The 16,835-nt window shown below is 51.6% G+C and carries 19 protein-coding genes; 11 read left to right on the plus strand and 8 right to left on the minus strand.

Annotated elements, in window-relative coordinates:
* From NBZ79_RS18090 to NBZ79_RS18105, 4 genes are all read left to right on the plus strand, one after another.
* Positions 1-546: a D-glycero-alpha-D-manno-heptose-1,7-bisphosphate 7-phosphatase gene (locus NBZ79_RS18090; protein WP_251934056.1), complete on the plus strand. Its 546-nt coding sequence runs from the start codon at positions 1-3 to the stop codon at positions 544-546.
* A 4-nt stretch (positions 547-550) separates the two neighbouring features.
* Positions 551-1,159, plus strand: a complete 609-nt coding sequence (locus NBZ79_RS18095; RefSeq protein ID WP_251934057.1) for a YdcF family protein — start codon at positions 551-553, stop codon at positions 1,157-1,159.
* Between the two features lie 53 nt (positions 1,160-1,212).
* Entirely contained in the window at positions 1,213-1,887 is a 675-nt protein-coding gene (locus tag NBZ79_RS18100; RefSeq protein ID WP_251934058.1) for a lysophospholipid acyltransferase family protein, read from the plus strand.
* A 97-nt stretch (positions 1,888-1,984) separates the two neighbouring features.
* Positions 1,985-4,306 carry an adenosylcobalamin-dependent ribonucleoside-diphosphate reductase gene (locus NBZ79_RS18105; RefSeq protein ID WP_251934059.1) on the plus strand — a complete coding sequence of 774 codons (2,322 nt, stop codon included), beginning with the start codon at positions 1,985-1,987 and terminating at the stop codon, positions 4,304-4,306.
* 20 nt (positions 4,307-4,326) lie between these two features.
* Here NBZ79_RS18105 and NBZ79_RS18110 read toward each other — a convergent pair whose 3' ends face one another.
* Entirely contained in the window at positions 4,327-4,980 is a 654-nt protein-coding gene (locus NBZ79_RS18110) for a TetR/AcrR family transcriptional regulator (RefSeq protein WP_251934060.1), read from the minus strand.
* Between the two features lie 104 nt (positions 4,981-5,084).
* On the opposite strand from NBZ79_RS18110, the gene NBZ79_RS18115 reads away from it, so the two are divergent.
* Positions 5,085-5,927 (plus strand): TauD/TfdA dioxygenase family protein, encoded by an 843-nt coding sequence (locus tag NBZ79_RS18115; RefSeq protein ID WP_251934061.1) that lies wholly within the window; start codon positions 5,085-5,087, stop codon positions 5,925-5,927.
* A 56-nt stretch (positions 5,928-5,983) separates the two neighbouring features.
* On the opposite strand, the gene NBZ79_RS18120 is transcribed toward NBZ79_RS18115, so the two are convergent.
* Entirely contained in the window at positions 5,984-6,586 is a 603-nt protein-coding gene (locus tag NBZ79_RS18120; protein WP_251934062.1) for a gamma-glutamylcyclotransferase, read from the minus strand.
* Positions 6,583-7,491, minus strand: a complete 909-nt coding sequence (locus NBZ79_RS18125; RefSeq protein WP_251934063.1) for a DMT family transporter — start codon at positions 7,489-7,491, stop codon at positions 6,583-6,585. The genes NBZ79_RS18120 and NBZ79_RS18125 overlap by 4 nt, the downstream gene beginning before the upstream one ends.
* Before the next feature lie 101 nt (positions 7,492-7,592).
* On the opposite strand from NBZ79_RS18125, the gene NBZ79_RS18130 reads away from it, so the two are divergent.
* Complete coding sequence (locus tag NBZ79_RS18130; protein ID WP_251934064.1) at positions 7,593-8,615, plus strand: DUF2125 domain-containing protein; 1,023 nt, start codon at positions 7,593-7,595, stop codon at positions 8,613-8,615.
* 10 nt (positions 8,616-8,625) lie between these two features.
* A complete protein-coding gene (locus NBZ79_RS18135) occupies positions 8,626-9,060 on the plus strand; it encodes a DUF3995 domain-containing protein (protein WP_251934065.1) in 435 nt (144 codons plus the stop codon).
* Between the two features lie 11 nt (positions 9,061-9,071).
* Here the strand turns inward: NBZ79_RS18135 and NBZ79_RS18140 are convergent, their stop codons facing one another.
* Genes NBZ79_RS18140 through NBZ79_RS18150 form a run of 3 tightly spaced genes read right to left on the minus strand, consistent with a single transcriptional unit; the run spans position 9,072 to position 11,973 of the window.
* Positions 9,072-10,001: a prephenate/arogenate dehydrogenase family protein gene (locus NBZ79_RS18140; RefSeq protein ID WP_251934066.1), complete on the minus strand. Its 930-nt coding sequence runs from the start codon at positions 9,999-10,001 to the stop codon at positions 9,072-9,074.
* A gap of 1 nt (position 10,002) precedes the next feature.
* On the minus strand, positions 10,003-11,091 hold the full coding sequence (gene hisC / locus NBZ79_RS18145) for a histidinol-phosphate transaminase (RefSeq protein ID WP_251934067.1): 1,089 nt from the start codon (positions 11,089-11,091) through the stop codon (positions 10,003-10,005).
* Positions 11,092-11,121: 30 nt separating this feature from the next.
* Positions 11,122-11,973 carry a chorismate mutase gene (locus NBZ79_RS18150; RefSeq protein ID WP_251934068.1) on the minus strand — a complete coding sequence of 284 codons (852 nt, stop codon included), beginning with the start codon at positions 11,971-11,973 and terminating at the stop codon, positions 11,122-11,124.
* 169 nt (positions 11,974-12,142) lie between these two features.
* On the opposite strand from NBZ79_RS18150, the gene metX reads away from it, so the two are divergent.
* The gene (gene metX / locus NBZ79_RS18155; RefSeq protein ID WP_251934069.1) at positions 12,143-13,288 is read left to right on the plus strand and encodes a homoserine O-acetyltransferase MetX; all 1,146 of its coding nucleotides are present in this window, start codon (positions 12,143-12,145) and stop codon (positions 13,286-13,288) included.
* The gene (metW, locus tag NBZ79_RS18160; RefSeq protein ID WP_251934070.1) at positions 13,285-13,920 is read left to right on the plus strand and encodes a methionine biosynthesis protein MetW; all 636 of its coding nucleotides are present in this window, start codon (positions 13,285-13,287) and stop codon (positions 13,918-13,920) included. Before metX ends, metW begins: the two co-directional genes overlap by 4 nt.
* 10 nt (positions 13,921-13,930) lie before the next feature.
* Here the strand turns inward: metW and NBZ79_RS18165 are convergent, their stop codons facing one another.
* Positions 13,931-14,689, minus strand: a complete 759-nt coding sequence (locus tag NBZ79_RS18165) for a methyltransferase domain-containing protein (RefSeq protein ID WP_251934071.1) — start codon at positions 14,687-14,689, stop codon at positions 13,931-13,933.
* A gap of 67 nt (positions 14,690-14,756) precedes the next feature.
* Here NBZ79_RS18165 and gloB point away from each other — a divergent pair, with 67 nt between their 5' ends.
* Together gloB and NBZ79_RS18175 are read left to right on the plus strand one after the other, a co-directional pair.
* Positions 14,757-15,527 carry a hydroxyacylglutathione hydrolase gene (gloB, locus tag NBZ79_RS18170; protein ID WP_251934072.1) on the plus strand — a complete coding sequence of 257 codons (771 nt, stop codon included), beginning with the start codon at positions 14,757-14,759 and terminating at the stop codon, positions 15,525-15,527.
* A gap of 13 nt (positions 15,528-15,540) precedes the next feature.
* The gene (locus tag NBZ79_RS18175) at positions 15,541-15,969 is read left to right on the plus strand and encodes a cupin domain-containing protein (RefSeq protein ID WP_251934073.1); all 429 of its coding nucleotides are present in this window, start codon (positions 15,541-15,543) and stop codon (positions 15,967-15,969) included.
* On the opposite strand, the gene yddG is transcribed toward NBZ79_RS18175, so the two are convergent.
* Positions 15,949-16,827, minus strand: a complete 879-nt coding sequence (gene yddG, locus NBZ79_RS18180; protein WP_251934074.1) for an aromatic amino acid exporter YddG — start codon at positions 16,825-16,827, stop codon at positions 15,949-15,951. The two genes, NBZ79_RS18175 and yddG, sit on opposite strands and share 21 nt — an antisense overlap.
* Positions 16,828-16,835 lie beyond the last annotated feature (8 nt).

The raw sequence follows: 16,835 nt of genomic DNA on the forward strand, positions 1-16,835 counted from the left end.
ATGCTCATACTTTTGGATAGAGACGGTGTCATAAATGAAGATCGGGCAGATTTCGTCAAGTCACCGGAAGAGCTGGTATTTATTCCCGGCTCCCTGGAAGCGATTGCAAGACTGAACAATGCCGGTCATCTGGTAGCCGTTGTCACCAACCAGTCTTGTATCGGCCGGGGTATAATTACGGAAGACCAGCTGACGGCTATCCACAGTAAACTCCACGATAACTTGAGGGCTGTAAAAGCCCATCTCGACGCAATATTTGTCGCGCCCGATGCACCATGGGCCGCGACACAAATGCGAAAACCCGGCCCGGGAATGATGCTGAAAGCGATGGATAGATTTAGGCAGGCTTCAGGCGAAACAGTGCTGATCGGCGATAGTCCAGGAGATATGGAAGCGGCCTTCGTTGCTGGATGCCATCGGGTCCTTGTGCAAACCGGCAAAGGCCAGCGAACACAACGAGCAGGATTGGCGCCGCATCTCCTTCCCGTCTCGGTTGCGCGCGACCTTGAACAAGCAGTAGACTACGTGCTTGAGGAGAGGTTTTAATTTTATGAGTTTGATTTTCAAGAGTTTGATTAAAGTGATTTTCATCTGCGGCTGTTTTTGGTTGGGCGGGTTTCTGACATTTATTCATGATATTCAAATTACTGCGCCATCCTTGCCGCAAAAAGTCGATGGGATAGTCGTTTTGACCGGCACGCCGAACCGGTTAAAGGCAGGTTTTGACTTGCTGAAGGAAGAACCCGGCGCCAGATTGCTGGTTTCCGGTGTAAACGCAAAGGTAACGCGGGAAACCTTGCGACAGGCAACCGGCCAAAGCAGCAGTCTAATGGATTGTTGTGTTGATCTGGGCCGGATCGCTCGAAACACGGAAGGAAATGCGGAAGAAACCGCGTTATGGGCAAAAAATCACAATATTAAGGAAGTTTTGGTCGTCACCAGCGCCTATCATATGCCCCGCAGCCTGGTCGAACTCAGGCGCAAAATGCCTGATACAGCGTTGTTTGCATATCCTGTTAAAAGCGCCACACTGGATTTACAGGCGTGGTGGACGAACCTGCGCACGTTTGTCATTGTTGGCGGGGAATTTAACAAATATGTTTTCAGCCTGATTCGATCCCGCTTAGAAATTGCAGATAAGGAAGAGGTTCGCAGTTGACCCAACTTAGATCCATTGGCTTTTTCATTTGCTTTTTTACCTGGTCAGTAATCATGAATCTGGCATTTCTGCCCATGCTCTTTTTTGATAAAATCTGGATTGTGCGCGGTCAGACCCTCTGGACGAACGGAATCATATTTTTACTTCGGACCATTTGTGGTCTTCGGCTGGAGATACGCGGTGAGGAAAACTTGCCGGCGGGAGCCGCGGTCATTGCCTGCAAGCATCAATCGGCATTCGAGACGATGATCTTTCACCGCATAACCCGTGACCCGGCGGTTATCCTGAAAAAGGAGCTGCTTAATATTCCTGTATATGGATGGTATTGCCGTAAAACCAAAATGATCGCGGTTGACCGAAAGGGTCAAGCCGCAGCGTTAAAGAGTATGTTGGCACAGGCTCGAACTGCCCTGGATGACAACCGGCCCATCATCATTTTTCCAGAAGGAACCCGGTCCGCAGTCGATAGTGACTTACCTTTTCAACCCGGTATCGCCGCCCTGTATTCCAAACTCAAGCAACCCGTAACGCCGGTTGCCTTGAATACGGGATTATTCTGGCCCCGGAAAAGCTTCCTTTGTCGACCCGGAAAAATGGTAATTGAATTTCTCCCGCCTATTGAGGCCGGGCTGGACCGGAAGATCTTCATGACCGAGTTGAAATCCAGGATCGAAAGCAGGACCAAAGAACTGGTCGACGAAGGCAGAGCGCAATATCTGTCAAACTGAGGCGATTGCGCAGGTTAACGAACATTAAATTTTGCGTATGTAGAGTTTAGGACTATATTTAAATCATACGGATTCATTCAACCCAATAGGTGAAATCATGTCGTCCGTTGCACCCATTTCCCAGCAGATTTGGGATATGAAATACCGGCATAAATCTGCCGATGCCAGTGCAAAAGAGAAATCCATCGAGGATACATGGTCCCGTGTGGCCAAAGCACTGGCTGAACCGGAAAAAAACAAGGCGAAATGGGAAAAGAGGTTTTATGACCTCCTGAAGGATTACAAGTTCCTGCCAGCGGGACGGATCCTGTCAGGGGCCGGCACGAAGCGAAAAGTCACACTCTTCAATTGCTTTGTCATGGGCAATATCCCGGACGACATGTCTTCCATTTTCGACAATTTGAAGGAAGCGGCCCTTACCATGCAGCAAGGGGGCGGGATCGGCTATAATTTTTCGACCCTGCGACCCAAAGGAGCTCCCGTTCATGGTATGGGTTCTGATGCCTCCGGCCCCTTGAGCTTCATGGATGTCTGGGACAGCATGTGCCGCACCATCATGAGCGCGGGGTCACGACGGGGCGCCATGATGGCAACCATGCGCTGTGATCATCCGGATATTCTGGACTTCATCAAGGCGAAGCAGGATCCGGGGCGACTTCGGATGTTTAATTTATCGGTTCTTGTCACTGATGCCTTCATGAATGCCGTCAAACAAGACGAAGCCTGGGAACTTTCCTTTGAAGGAACCCATTATCGAACGTTACAGGCCCGCGAATTGTGGGATGAAATTATGCGGGCAACCTACGCTTTTGCAGAGCCTGGTGTCATTTTCATAGACCGAATTAATAATCGCAATAACCTCCATTATTGCGAAACCATCACAAGTACAAACCCCTGCGGCGAGCAACCGCTACCGCCCTACGGCGCCTGCCTGCTCGGATCTGTAAACCTGACAAAAATGATAAATGACCCGTTTGAGAAAACAGCGGAAATAGACGTTACCCAGCTCGATCAAGTTGTGCGCGATGCCATTCGCCTGATGGATAATGTGGTCGATGTTTCAGGATATCCGCTGTCCGAACAAGCCCATGAAGCGAAAGCCAAGCGGCGCATCGGCCTTGGTATTACGGGCCTCGCCGATGCCTTGATCATGTGCGGTATAAAATACGGCTCCGATGAGGCTGTTAAACAAACAAGAGACTGGATGAGTCAGATCAGAAGGTCTGCGTACCTGGCCTCCGCAGACATCGCAGCGGAAAAAGGGTCTTTTCCTTTATATGAGGAGGAGCCGTATTTAAACGGACAAACAATACAAGAACTAGATAAAGACGTCCGGTCCGCCATTAAGAAAAATGGCATCCGGAATGCTTTGGTGACCTCGGTTGCACCGACGGGAACCATCTCCCTTCTCGCCGATAATATATCCAGCGGGCTGGAGCCGGTATTCAGTTTCTCCTACACACGAAATGTCCTGATGCCTGACGGCAGTCGCAAAGCAGAGGAAGTCACCGACTATGCCCTTCGATTGTACCGCCGTCTTAAAGGCAATGACGCGCCTTTGCCGGATTACTTTGTCGATGCCCAAACCCTCACACCGCCGGAGCATGTGCGCATGCAAGCGGCGGTTCAGGAGTATATCGACAGCTCCATCAGTAAAACCATTAATTGCCCGGAAGATATTTCATTCGAGAATTTCAAAAATATCTATATGCAGGCCTATGATACGGGCTGTAAGGGCTGTACTACATATCGCCCCAATGACGTGACCGGCGCTGTCCTTGAGGTTAAACCGGAAAAATCGAATGATCCGCAAGAATCCCTACCCCTGAATGAACCCTTTTCAAAACCTGAAGACAGTTTTGAGGCAGGGGGCATCGTCTACATGACAAAACCGCTTGATCGACCGGGAACTTTACCAGGGCAAACCTACAAGCTGCGCTGGCCGGAAAGTAATCATGCCATATATATAACGCTGAACGATATCATTCAGGATGGCCGCCGCCGCCCATTCGAGATTTTCATTAATTCAAAAAATGTCGAGCATTTTGCCTGGACAGTTGCCCTCACGCGCATGATATCGGCCGTATTCCGACGCGGCGGTGATGTCAGCTTCGTCGTCGAGGAGTTGAAAGCCGTCTTCGATCCACGCGGCGGCGCCTGGGTTAAGGGAAAATACGTTCCGTCACTGCTGGCTGCCATTGGCGGAATGATCGAGACCCATATGATTCAAATAGGATTCCTGCCAACACCGGAGATTACCGGAGATGACGTGGAAGAAGTATCTGTAGCCGCCTCTTCAAATGAGAGGGGGCCGTTACACAGCCTGCTTCGGCAATGCCCTCAATGCGGGGAAGCCGGTTTGATCAAATCTGAGGGATGTGACACCTGTACCTCCTGCGGATATTCCAAATGCAGTTGAGATATTTGTAAGCTTTATAGTCACATTGCTGCTTCAATCGTGACAATGGATCGGATTGATTTCTGGGTTGCAACAACAAGGTCTTCCAATGCCAGAGACTTTGGCTCTACCAGTATTTGCATGGCGACACCTCGCAACAATCCGACAATCAACACTGCTGTTGTTAATATATCCAGACTGTCCCTGAATTCTCCTCTCTCTTTCCCGCTTTCCAAAAAAGAACTTATCCTGCCACGGAAAACCTCATTCACATGGGCGATCTCATCTGTTATTTCGGGCAGGGATCCCATTCCCTCTCCCATTAAGACATAAAGCGCCCGAATTCTGGTTCCCCTTAACGCGACATCTTCAAGATACGCAGCGACAAAATCAGATAGCTCCACGGCTATCGAAACGGTGTCTGAGTTATTGCTGGGCTGATCAATATTCCCGCTGGTTTCAAAGCGGTTGAGGATAAGGGCAAGCACAGCACGCAAAAGACGCTCCTTGCTTCCAAAACGGTTGCTTACCAATGTCCCGGTATAGCCTGCTTTCCTGCCGATTTGAATCAAGGTCGTTCGTTGATATCCGTTCTCAGCAAATAACTCCATAGCAGCCTGGATAATTCGATGATTGGAGTCTTTACGCCGATCAACATTTTTTCGAGATATCGGGGCGTCCTTAGTTTTAACCATTATATTTTACCAATAATATCAATTAGATAATGATACAATAAAAAAGTTGTTGGTCAACAACAATTTTAATGCTATCCCTAAATAAAACAAAAGGGAAATACGCCATGGTAGAAGTTCATAAACTAGACGCAGCCTGCGGTGCTGAAATCCGGAACGCGGACCTCTCATCTGCTCTTTCTTCAGCGGATCTTCGCATCATTCGCACTGCCTGGATGGAACATCATGTTCTTGTTTTTCCTGAACAAAAGCTTGAGAATGATGATCTTGTGAGATTTGCAGAATATCTGGGGCCAATCGGTGACGACCCTTTTATTAAACCGATAGAAGAACATGATCGCATTGCGGCGATCCATCGAAAGGCGGACGAAACGGGCCGTATATTTGCAGACAACTGGCATTCTGACTGGAGTTTTATGTCTACTCCGCCAGCCGGCACATTTCTTTATGGCATTGTCATTCCGCCCACCGGCGGTGACACCTATTTTTCCAATCAGCATCTCGCTTATGAATCGATGCAATCGGACATGAAGGAAAAATACGAAGAACTTCTGTCCATTCACTCCGCCAGAACCGCATATTCGCGTGACGGCGTTTATGCCAAGAAAAATTATGATGGCACCATGAACATTTCCGTCTCAGACGAGGCAAATGAAATTCAACATCATCCTCTTGTTCGTACCCACCCCGAAAGCGGTAAACAAGGTATATTTGGAGGCAGCTATGTTGTTGATTTTGAGGGGGTTGAAGAAACCCGGGCCAAGAAAATAATTGAAGAACTTGTGGCTTGGCAGGATAGGGAAGAATTTGTCTATCGGCATAAATGGAAACCAAATATGCTGGTACTATGGGATAATCGCTCGGTTCTGCATCGGGCATCCGGTGGCTATGAAGGGTATGAACGGCGCCTGCATCGCCTGACAATCGCCGATAGCGCTGACTATTACTGACCCGAAAATGCGACAGGAGCGTTATAATTCCCCTGAGGCATTTTCCGAAAAATGCGTCATTCCATTCTGTCGATCAATGTCATAATCTGGTGTAAGGGACCATCTGCGATACCAAAATCATCCAGATGCTCCAATGTACTGGCAAGATAATCACGATTAGGTCCGCCGCGACCATGGGCACCCGCGATGATACGCGCCGCATCCTCGACGGTTGGTTTACCACAATATTGCTCATGGGCCGGATCGGCAACGAATGTCAATGCCGGCACCATTTCCCCCCCGGATCCTGTTTTTATACGTACCATTTTCGGAACGTAAACACGTGTCACCATCTCCCGGCGATACAGATAGTCTATGACCGGTTCCCGGATTGCCGCCGGACATAGAATACCCTTTCCCTTGCACGAGCCGCCCCGGTCCAGCCCAAGGACGAGGCCCGGTTTTTCGCGGGTTCCGCGATGCACAACGGAGGAAACGCAAAAAGCCCGATGATATCCAAACAGCTGTGCGTCCTGCACGCCTAAATGCTCGAATCCCGGCCGCCACATAAGCGATCCATATCCAAAAATCCATAAATCTTCATTTTTGGGAAGATCTGGCAGAGGGAAATCCACAGGCGGCAAGTCCGGCTCAAGCACGAGATCATAGGAACGTGTCATGCGGTTTTCGCTTTCTTTGCTTTAAGGTTCACCAACGCTACTCCGACAACAGCAACAGCCATCCCTAAAAGTGAAACCGGACCCAAAGTTTCATCAAACAGAAAATAGGCGACAATCGCCGTACAAGGTGGGGTCAGATAGAAAAGACTGGAAACATTCGCAGCGGCGCCTGTCCGAAGAAGCAGATAAAGTAATGTGACGGCGCCGAAGGACAGGACAACCACCAACCAGCCCATGGCGAATACCAGCTCACCATGCCAGACAATATTGCCGTCTTCAAAAATCAGGGACATCGCGTAAAAATACAGTCCTGCAGCTATAAATTGGATGAAGTTTCCACTTTTCAAGTTCATCTGCGCACAGAATTTCTTCTGGTAAAGAGTGCCTATCGCAATACTGAAGAGCGCAATGAACGAAAGGCTCATGCCAAAAGTAGTGCCTTGCCCGAGACTCAGTTTATTGAACACCACCATAAACACGCCGACAAGACCTAAAAGCAGCCCAATCCATTGTCGGCGGGAGACCGTCTCACCTAATAACACTCCCGCCAAAGCGGCCACAATTAGCGGCTGGATCCCGACAATAAGGGAAGAGATACCCGCAGGAACTCCCTGATCGATGGACAGAAAGACAAACCCGAGATATCCGCCATGCATCAGGAGGCCACTCACGGAAATATGTCCAAAATCCTGCCACCTTGCGGGCCATTTGGTTTTTGTAAAAAGAATTACCGGTAGCATTATTAAAAAACAAATACCAAACCGGGTCGCCAGAAATGTCAGGGGTTCAACATAGGGCAGGCCAAGCTTTGCACCGATAAACCCCGTGCTCCATAAAAATACGAAGATAATTGGCATGGCCATCAAAAACGGCGTCTCTGGCGATGTGGCTGCGGTGAATTTCATGAAACTTTTCTGGGCAGGGTTACGGAAATTTCAGTGACAGTTCTTGCCCATTCTATATAGAGTGCAGGACAACTTCACAAGCAGTCAACATGGGAAACCCTATGCGTGGTCTCTATTTAGGAATTATTGCCCTCCTTCTGGTGATCGGGGGATATGTGTTTTGGTGGTTTCATGTGGCCGACACTATGGTGAATCTCGCGGAAAACTGGAAACAGCAGCGGCTCGCAGAAGGATACGAAATCAGCCACAAACCATTTGTGACGAGTGGTTTCCCCTATCGCGTCCGCATTACCGCAGAAGAGTTATCGCTATCCAATCCAACACATTATCAAAAGCCTGATATAAAAATTGATACGCTTTGGGCTGTGGCTCAGCCCTGGCAGGTCAATCATATTATCTTTGGCGTTGAGGGCAGCATGGTCGGCACCTGGATTGACGGAGAGGAACTCCGTAATCTGGAATTTCTGGCCGAAACAGCTCTTGGCAGCGCCACATTCAATCTTCAAGGCAGGATGCAAACGCTGGCACTCGATCTTGCGCATGTCATCGCGACGCCGTCCTGGCGCCCTCTGTTGACGGCGGATCGTTTGCAAATACATGGCCGCCCCGCTCCAGCGGCAAACGAAAATTCCACCAAAATCGGACAGCAGATCGCCGTTCGTATTGACGGCATGATCGTCGAGGGAATGGACAACTTCCCGCTTGGCAATTCCATTCAGCAAATCGCCATCTCGTCTATTCTGGAAGGGACCATAGAAAAACTACCCTCCGAAGCATCCCTGACAAAATGGCGAGAGGAAGGAGGGTTCATAGATATCAAGGCCCTCGATATTCAGTGGGGCCAAGGGATTGTGCGCGGCAATGGGCGTGTGGCTCTGGATGAAGCGGATCGGCCGACCGGCATGCTGCAAACCCAGATTCTAGGGTATGAGAATATTCTGGAAGCCTTGACCACAACCGGGAAAATTGACCCCAATGCCGCCCGCATGATCGGTTTTGCCTTGAGCCAGCTTTCCACCAAAGATGCACAAGGCCGAAATTTCATCAAGATGCCGCTATCTGCGCAACAAGGCGGCGTGTATCTAGGCCCGATTTACCTAGCGCCTGTTGCACCATTGTTCTAGGCGCTGACAAATGATCAATGTCCTTGGCGGAATTACAGCCCTGATCCTCTGCCTGATAGCCGCTATACACGCTATCTGGGGGCTGGGTTTTACCTGGCCGGAAAAAGACAGCCGTTCTCTGGCACGACGTGTTGCCGGCTTTAAAGGCATCCAGGCGATGCCCTCCCCGGCAGCGTGTTTTGCCGTCGCCACTTTCCTGATCTTCGCGGCTGTCCTAATCGTCATGGCGATCGGCTTCATTGATCCAGTCTTGCCGATGATCGCCCTCAAGCTGATATTGGCAGGGCTGGCAGCCGGGTTCTGTATGAGGGGTCTTTTCAGCTTCCTGCCTTTTTGGCGTCGTCTGACACCGGAGCAGCCGTTCGCCCGACTGGACAGGCACTTTTACGGTCCGCTCTGCCTGTGCCTTGCACTGATGTTGGCCGGCCTTGTCACGCAAATATAGAAATCCTGCTCCTATTCGTCGTCCGGACTGTGGATACGGCCGAAATCCGGCTCTGCCGTTTCCTGCCCCGCATCAATAATCTGTCGCCGGATCGCCCGGGTCCGCGAGAAAATCTCGAACAATGTATCTCCATCTTCACGCCGAATGGCACGCTGCAAAGCCGTGAGATCTTCCGAGAACCGGCCCAGCATTTCAAGCACGGCATCCTTGTTATGTAAAAACACATCGCGCCACATTGTTGGATCCGATGCAGCAATCCGGGTAAAATCCCGAAAGCCACCCGCAGAATATTTAATCACTTCCGACTGGGTCACGTCTTCAAGGTCATCTGCAGTACCGACAATATTGTAGGCAATCAAATGCGGAATATGGGATGTAATAGCCAGCACCAGATCATGATGAGCTGGATCCATGGTCTCGACTTTACTCCCCATGGCCGTCCAGAAAGCTGTTAATTTTTCCAGCCCTTCATGGGATGATTTTGGCGTCGGGGTTAAGATGAACCACCGCCCGATAAACAATTCAGCAAAACCGGCTGCCGGACCGGATTTTTCCGTACCCGCCACGGGATGACCGGGAATGAAATCCACGTAATCGGGCAAGTGCGGTGTCACTGCTTTCACCACTGCTTCCTTTACAGAACCGACATCCGTCAGGATAGTGCCGGCTTCCAGCGCCGGCCCGATGGTTGCTGCCAAAGGACCATAGGTTCCAATCGGTGTGCAGAGAATAACCAGATCTGCACCTTTTACCGCATCGACAGGATTTTCATAGGCAGCGTCGACAATGCCCAACTCCAGCGCGATACGCCGTGTATCCGCCGTGCGTGCGGCACAGACTATTTCATCTGCCAGGCCATGTGCTTTCACGGATCGCGCAATGGACGAGCCGATCAGCCCGATCCCGATCAATGCCAGTTTCTTGAATTTTACATCCGTCATCTTATTTATCCAAAAAAGCCCGAAGGGCATCCAGAACAGCGTGATTTTCATCATCCGTCCCGATACTCATCCGCAGGCAGCTCGGCAGTCCATATCCGGCAACAGCCCGCAGCAGGAGACCCAGCCCGGTTAAATATTTTTCCGCTTCCGCCGCAGTTTTCCCGCTTCCGGCAAAATCAATCAACAGAAAATTACCAACGCTTGGGGTTATCTCAAGACCCATGCCGCGAAATCCCTGGGTCAGAATTGGCAGCCACTTATCGTTATGAGCACGTGCCTTATCCACATGATCCTGATCGCGTACTGCAGCAACAGCCGCCACCTGAGCCAGCGCATTGGTATTAAACGGTCCGCGGATACGATGCAGGACATCGGCGATTTCCGGTGGACAATAGCCCCAGCCGATGCGTAAGGCGGACAACCCGTAAATCTTGGAAAAGGTGCGTGTCATAACCACATTGTCATGGCTTTCCACCAGTTCGGCGCCCGACCGATAATCGTCGCGCATAACATATTCCGCATAGGCAGCATCGAGCACCAGCAGAACATCGTCCCGCAATCCGGCCCGCAACCGTTCAATCTCCGAAAACGGCAAATAGGTTCCCGTCGGGTTATTCGGATTGGCCAGAAACAGAATTTTCGTACGCTCCGTCACGGCGGCCAACAGCGTATTCACGTCAGTTGTCCGGTTGGTTTCCGCTGCCGCCACCGGTGTTCCGCCCGCTGCATGAGTGGAAATGGGGTACATGAGGAAACCATGTTCGGGATATAAAACCTCGTCGCCGACGCCAACATACGCGGAAATCAGCAAGGAAATAATTTCATCAGACCCGTTCCCACAGATAATGCGATCCGCCTCCAGTCCATGAACCTCGGCAATCGCCGCCGTCAGATCCTCGGCCCCGCCATCGGGATAACGATGCATGTCCTGAACGGTTTTCTCAACCGCCTCAATTGCCTTCGGGCTGGGTCCAAGGGGGGATTCATTGGCCGAGAGTTTGGCAACTTTCCGGCCGCCTTCTGCCGAGGCCTTGCCACCCACATAAGGGTTGATATTCAGGATGCCGGGTTGTGGGACCGGGGTAGACATTTGATTATTTCCAAGATTTGATGAAAAAGATTAGGATTTCATTGGAACCGCATAGGCGCCGAGAATAACGATTTTGATAACATTCTCACCCAGCAGTTCGTGAAAGGCGGACAGACGCGGATCGTCTTCCGCGATGAATTCCGGAATTTCCAGGAGATGCAGCCAGTCACCTTCTTCAATCGCCGGAGAGCGCGAATCTGCGCAGAACCCGTTTAAACCCGTCGTTTCAAGATGTTCGTTCAGTCGTGCGCGGCTGACCTCTGCGCTTGTAACGGCAACGATCAGAGAAATATCATCCCCGGACGGTTCCGGTTCTGCCTGTCCGATCACCAGAGAATTCAAATCCTCAAATTCACCGGACGGATTATCCAAAAAGGGCAGCGCCGCCAGAATTTTCGGCACATTATCACCGCCCTGTGCCAGATGCTCCCACCAGGTGTCCCGCTCCCGGCTGAGCCAGGGAAGAACCCCCAGGACCGACGGATTCTCTGAAACATCCCGTAAGACCACCGACGGTAACTGGTGCAATGTCATGGGTGTGGCGGAGCCAAAATGAAACCGCGCCAGATCCCAGTATCCAACTGATTTATCCGGCGCGGTAATTGAAACAGAATAGGGTTTCTGCAAACCGCCAACGGCGGCAATCAACTCTCGCCATATGGCCGCGATAACAGTGTCCGGCAGTTTGCTGGAATGCTTGTGTAGTATATTTCTCAACACCGATGCTTCACGGCCTGGCCTGAAGGCAATAGCCTTGCCATCGTCGCTCTTGGCCGCTGCAATATCCCCGACAATTGCAATGCGCTTTTCAAGCACAGACAATAATTCCGCATCCAGCCGGTCAATCTCCGCTCGCAATTCTTTTAGTTTTATATTTGTCATCGACACAATGCTAACCCAAATAAACAGCCAAAATTTCCCAAATTGGACCATAAAGCCCGATAATTGGCAAAGAATATATTGACAGACCTCGTCCCCCGGCACTAGCTATCAGCAAAGTCCTATAAAACAAAGATTTTTCTAATCCTAAAGTGAGAAAAGAGCCGTTTAAGTGTCCCAGAGTCCCGAACATATCGAAATTCAGTCCGTCTTATTGGGAAATGATACACCATTGCCACTCGATTGCGGCACATCGATCAGCGATTTCAATATGGCCTATTGCACATATGGAACGCTAAATGCGGAAAAATCCAATGCGATTCTTATCTGCCATGCCCTGACCGGAGATCAATTCGCAGCAAGCCGCCAACCGGTAACCGGAAAAAACGGCTGGTGGGAAGCCATGATCGGGGCTGGCAAGGTTCTGGATACGGACAAGTATTTTATTGTTTGCAGCAACGTTCTGGGCGGCTGCATGGGGACAACGGGTCCAAAGGATATTGATCCGAAAACCGGCGAACCCTATGGCTTGAATTTTCCCATTATAACCATCGGCGATATGGTACGGGCCCAGGCGCGTCTTCAGGATTATCTGGAAATTGACAGCTGGTTCAGTGTAATCGGCGGCTCCATGGGGGGCATGCAGGCCCTGCAATGGGCCAGCGCCTACCCGGAACGCTGTTTCAGTGCCATTCCCATTGCCTGCGCGCCACGTCATTCTGCACAGAATATTGCGTTTCATGAAGTGGGGCGGCAGGCTGTTATGGCCGATCCAAACTGGCAGGGCGGAGATTACTATGCCAGTGAAAATAAGCCCACATCCGGCCTGGCCGTCGCCCGCATGGCGGCCCATGTCACCTATTTGTCCGAAGCGGCGCTGCATCGCAAGTTCGGGCGTAATCTACAGGATCGGGACAATCTGACATACGGGTTTGACGCGGATTTTCAGGTTGAAAGTTATTTGCGCTATCAGGGAATCAATTTCGTCGACCGGTTTGATGCCAATTCCTACCTCTATATCACCCGGGCGATGGATTATTTCGATTTGGCACAGGATCATGGCGGGTCCTTGTCCAAAGCCTTTGACAATACCAAAACCCGGTTCTGTTCCGTGTCCTTTTCCAGTGACTGGTTATTCCCAACCGCAGAAAACCGCGATATTGTCCATGCGCTTATCGCGGCAGCGGCCAATGTGAGTTTCGTCGAGGTTGAAACGGATAAGGGCCATGACGCTTTTCTGCTGGAGACACCGGAATTGTTCAAAACGGTTCAGGGATTTTTGCAATCCACTGCGAAAAGCCGGGGATTGACCACATGAACCAGCAACCCAAATTTACACCAAAAAAAGATGTCCGCGTCGACTGGCAGCTGATTGCAGATATGATCGAGCCTAAAAGCCGTGTTCTGGATGTCGGCTGTGATGACGGTCAATTGCTGGCCCATCTTATGGACACAAAGGATGTGGATGGCCGCGGCATCGAACTGAGCCAGCATGGGGTGAATATTTGCGTCGCCAACGGATTGTCTGTGGTCCAGGGGAACGCCGATACGGATTTAATCTATTATCCTGACGGCGGGTTTGATTACGCCATTCTCAGTCAAACCCTGCAGGCGACGTATCAGCCTCATGTGGTTCTCGAACAATTGCTTCGGGTTGGACGCCGCGCCATTGTCTCCTTCCCCAATTTTGCCAATTGGCGGTGCCGCTATTATCTGGCATTGAAGGGCCGCATGCCCATGACCAGCGCGCTTGATGTGCCCTGGTATGAAACACCGAATATTCACTTCTGTACATTGCGGGACTTCACGGCCCTCTGTGATCAGATGGGCCTGACCATTGAAAAATCAGTTATTGTCAATTCCGCCGGAAAAGTCATGACACAATCCCATACCGGCCCCATTGCCAACCTGCTGGGTGCAGAATGCATCTTTATGTTGTCGCGGAGCTGACGGACACGACTTACTTTGAGGATGATGGGCTTTCGTGACGCGTGATGGCGGGGCGCGCAGCCTGGACAATAACGGGGCGCCGACGCTTTTTCCTTTCCGGAACCTCGGCCACCGCATAAACCTGCTTTTCGGCTTCCATCAGCCGGACACCGCTGAAACGACGCCACCATTTCTCCCCCATCCTCTCAAAGGTTTGTGCAACCTTCAAGTTCAAGCGCAGCTTGCTTGGCAGCATATAGAGTGCGCCGTGCCGTTCTCCCGGCGTAAACATATTATTGCGCAAGAGGCGGTTCAGTTGTTTGTCACTATACGGGTGCCCATGGCCGAACGGGTTATTTTCCGTTCGTGCCCATAATCCGCGGCGGCTTGGGACGACCACCAGCAACTTGCCGGTCGAGGTGAGAACCCGCCAGATTTCCTGCAATACGTCATCGATATCCGTGGTATTTTCCAAGCCATGCACCCAAATCAGCCGATCAACGGAGGCATCTTCCAGCGGCAGCATATTCTCATCGACCAAACCGGACAGCCCCTCGCTATCCCGCGGCCATTGAATAACGCCCTGCTGCAGGGGCATAAAAGCGATGACGCGTTCGGCTTCGGAGCGGAAGGCGTTCAGGTAAGGTGTCGCATATCCCATTCCCAATACCCGGAAATTCGTCACATCCGGCCACATCAGCCGAATTTTCCGGCGCAGGATGCTGCGAACCACCTGTCCGAAGGGACTGTGATAGAAATTACGTAAATCTATGACATCAGGTCTGATCATGGTGCTATACTGCCTTAAAACCTGTTAAAAGGCCCACAACAAAATCAGCCCGGTGAAAGAGCCCGTCATGAGCACATTAGAGATCCATCAGATTCCTGTCTTACATGATAATTATCTATACCTGTTTAAAGACCCACAAAGCGGAAATGTCGGGATTGTCGACCCGGCGGTTGCCGAGCCGGTCCTTGAAAAACTGGACGAGCTCGGCTGGACCCTGACCCATATCATAAATACCCACCATCATATGGACCATACGGGCGCCAATCTGGAGCTTAAAGAGAAGACCGGTTGCACCATTGTCGGGGCGGAAATTGATGCCGCGCGCATTCCCGGTATTGATATCCGGGTGAAAGACGGGGACATATACGAGTTTGGCGCCCAAAAAGCACATGTCTTTGAAGTGCCCGGCCATACCAGCGGCCATATCGCGTACTGGTTCGAAGAGTCTGATGCGCTGTTCTGCGGCGATACGCTGTTTGCCCTCGGCTGTGGTCGGTTGTTCGAAGGAACGCCGGCGCAGATGTGGCACAGCATCGGAAAATTCCGCAATCTTCCAGACCAGACAAAAGTCTATTGCGCCCATGAATATACAGAATCAAATGCCCGCTTCGCTGTCACGGTCGACCCAAAAAATGCGGCGTTGCTGTCACGGTTTGACGAAATCCTGGAAAAGCGCAAACACCTGATACCCACCGTGCCTTCTACCCTCGGTGAAGAAAAAGCCACCAACCCGTTTATGCGGGCGGATGATCCGGGGCTGCAGGCGGCGCTCGGCTTAAGCGGCGCCGATCCCGTCGCCGTCTTCGCCGAAACCCGTGCCCGCAAGGATTCATTCTAAGGAGACCGTCAAGATGAAGGCCGCCGATATCATCCGCGAATTAAACATGGCCCCGCATCCGGAAGGCGGCCATTTCGTCGAATCATTCCGCGACGCGGGCGGCAGTGAAAATCGCGGGGCATCAACGGCCATCTATTTTCTGTTGCAAGCGGGTGAAGTCTCCCACTGGCACCGGGTTGACGCGGCGGAAGTCTGGCACCATTACGCCGGCGCACCCTTGCGCCTGTCGCTATCATCGGATGGGGAAGCTACTGAAGATCTCATTCTCGGAACTGATCTTGGCAAGGGCGAACGGCCGCAACTTGTGGTACCGCCCGGCCATTGGCAGGCGGCGCAGTCCCTGGGAGACTGGACGCTGGTTGGCTGTACCGTCGCCCCGGCCTTTCAATTTGAAAAATTTGAAATGGCGCCAGCCGGCTGGTCACCGGGATCTTCGAATTAATCCCATCAACGCTTCATAGGATCCGATCAGGGCGCCCAGCGTAATCATCAGGCAGCCCAGAACCAGCGACGCGGAAAGACTGGCGACGCCCATACCTACAAGGATGATCGTCGACAGCAACGGCGACAGATAGGACAGAACGCCCAGCGTCTGGATATCGCCAAGCTTCATCCCCCGATCCCAGAGGAAAAAGGCCGCCCCCACAGGTCCCAGTCCCAATCCAAGAACAGCAAGCCAGGGCAGCAGATCCTGCGGCCAGATGGTCTGCTCAAACAGAAGATGGACAAGGACGGCCAAAAGGGCCGTAGCTCCGCAAAACAGGCCGATCACATCGGTCGAGACGGCGGCAAATTTCCGGCTCAGAACCGAATAGCCGGACCAGATAAAGGCACAGAGGATGGCGGCCCCGTAGCCTGCCATATATTCCGGTTCCAGATCGAGGCGCGCGCCCTTGGTGATTAAAATACCGGCACCGGCAAGGCTAACCAATCCGCCGACCAGGTGATACCAATGGAATTTCTCGCTCGGTAACAAAGTGGAAAACAGGATGATCAGCAGCGGCCAGAGATAGGCAATCAGGCTGGCTTCCGCCGCCGGGGCATTCTTCAGCGCGATAAAATAAAAGGCATGGTAGCCAAACAATCCACCGACACCCAGGCCCCACAAGGCCAAGGGCTGGCGGAACAGGGCAGCAAGTTTCTGTTTTGTCACCAGCCATTTAACAAGGGCACAGAGAAACGCAATGCCAAAGGTCATGGCCGTCAGTTGAAACGGCGGAATAGTCTCCGTCGCCGCCGTAAATAACGCCAGCAGCGCCCATAACAGGATGGCGCCGAGACCACAAAGGGTCGCGATCATCCGGGTTG

This window comes from Sneathiella marina, assembly GCF_023746535.1.
Lineage (GTDB): Bacteria > Pseudomonadota > Alphaproteobacteria > Sneathiellales > Sneathiellaceae > Sneathiella > Sneathiella marina.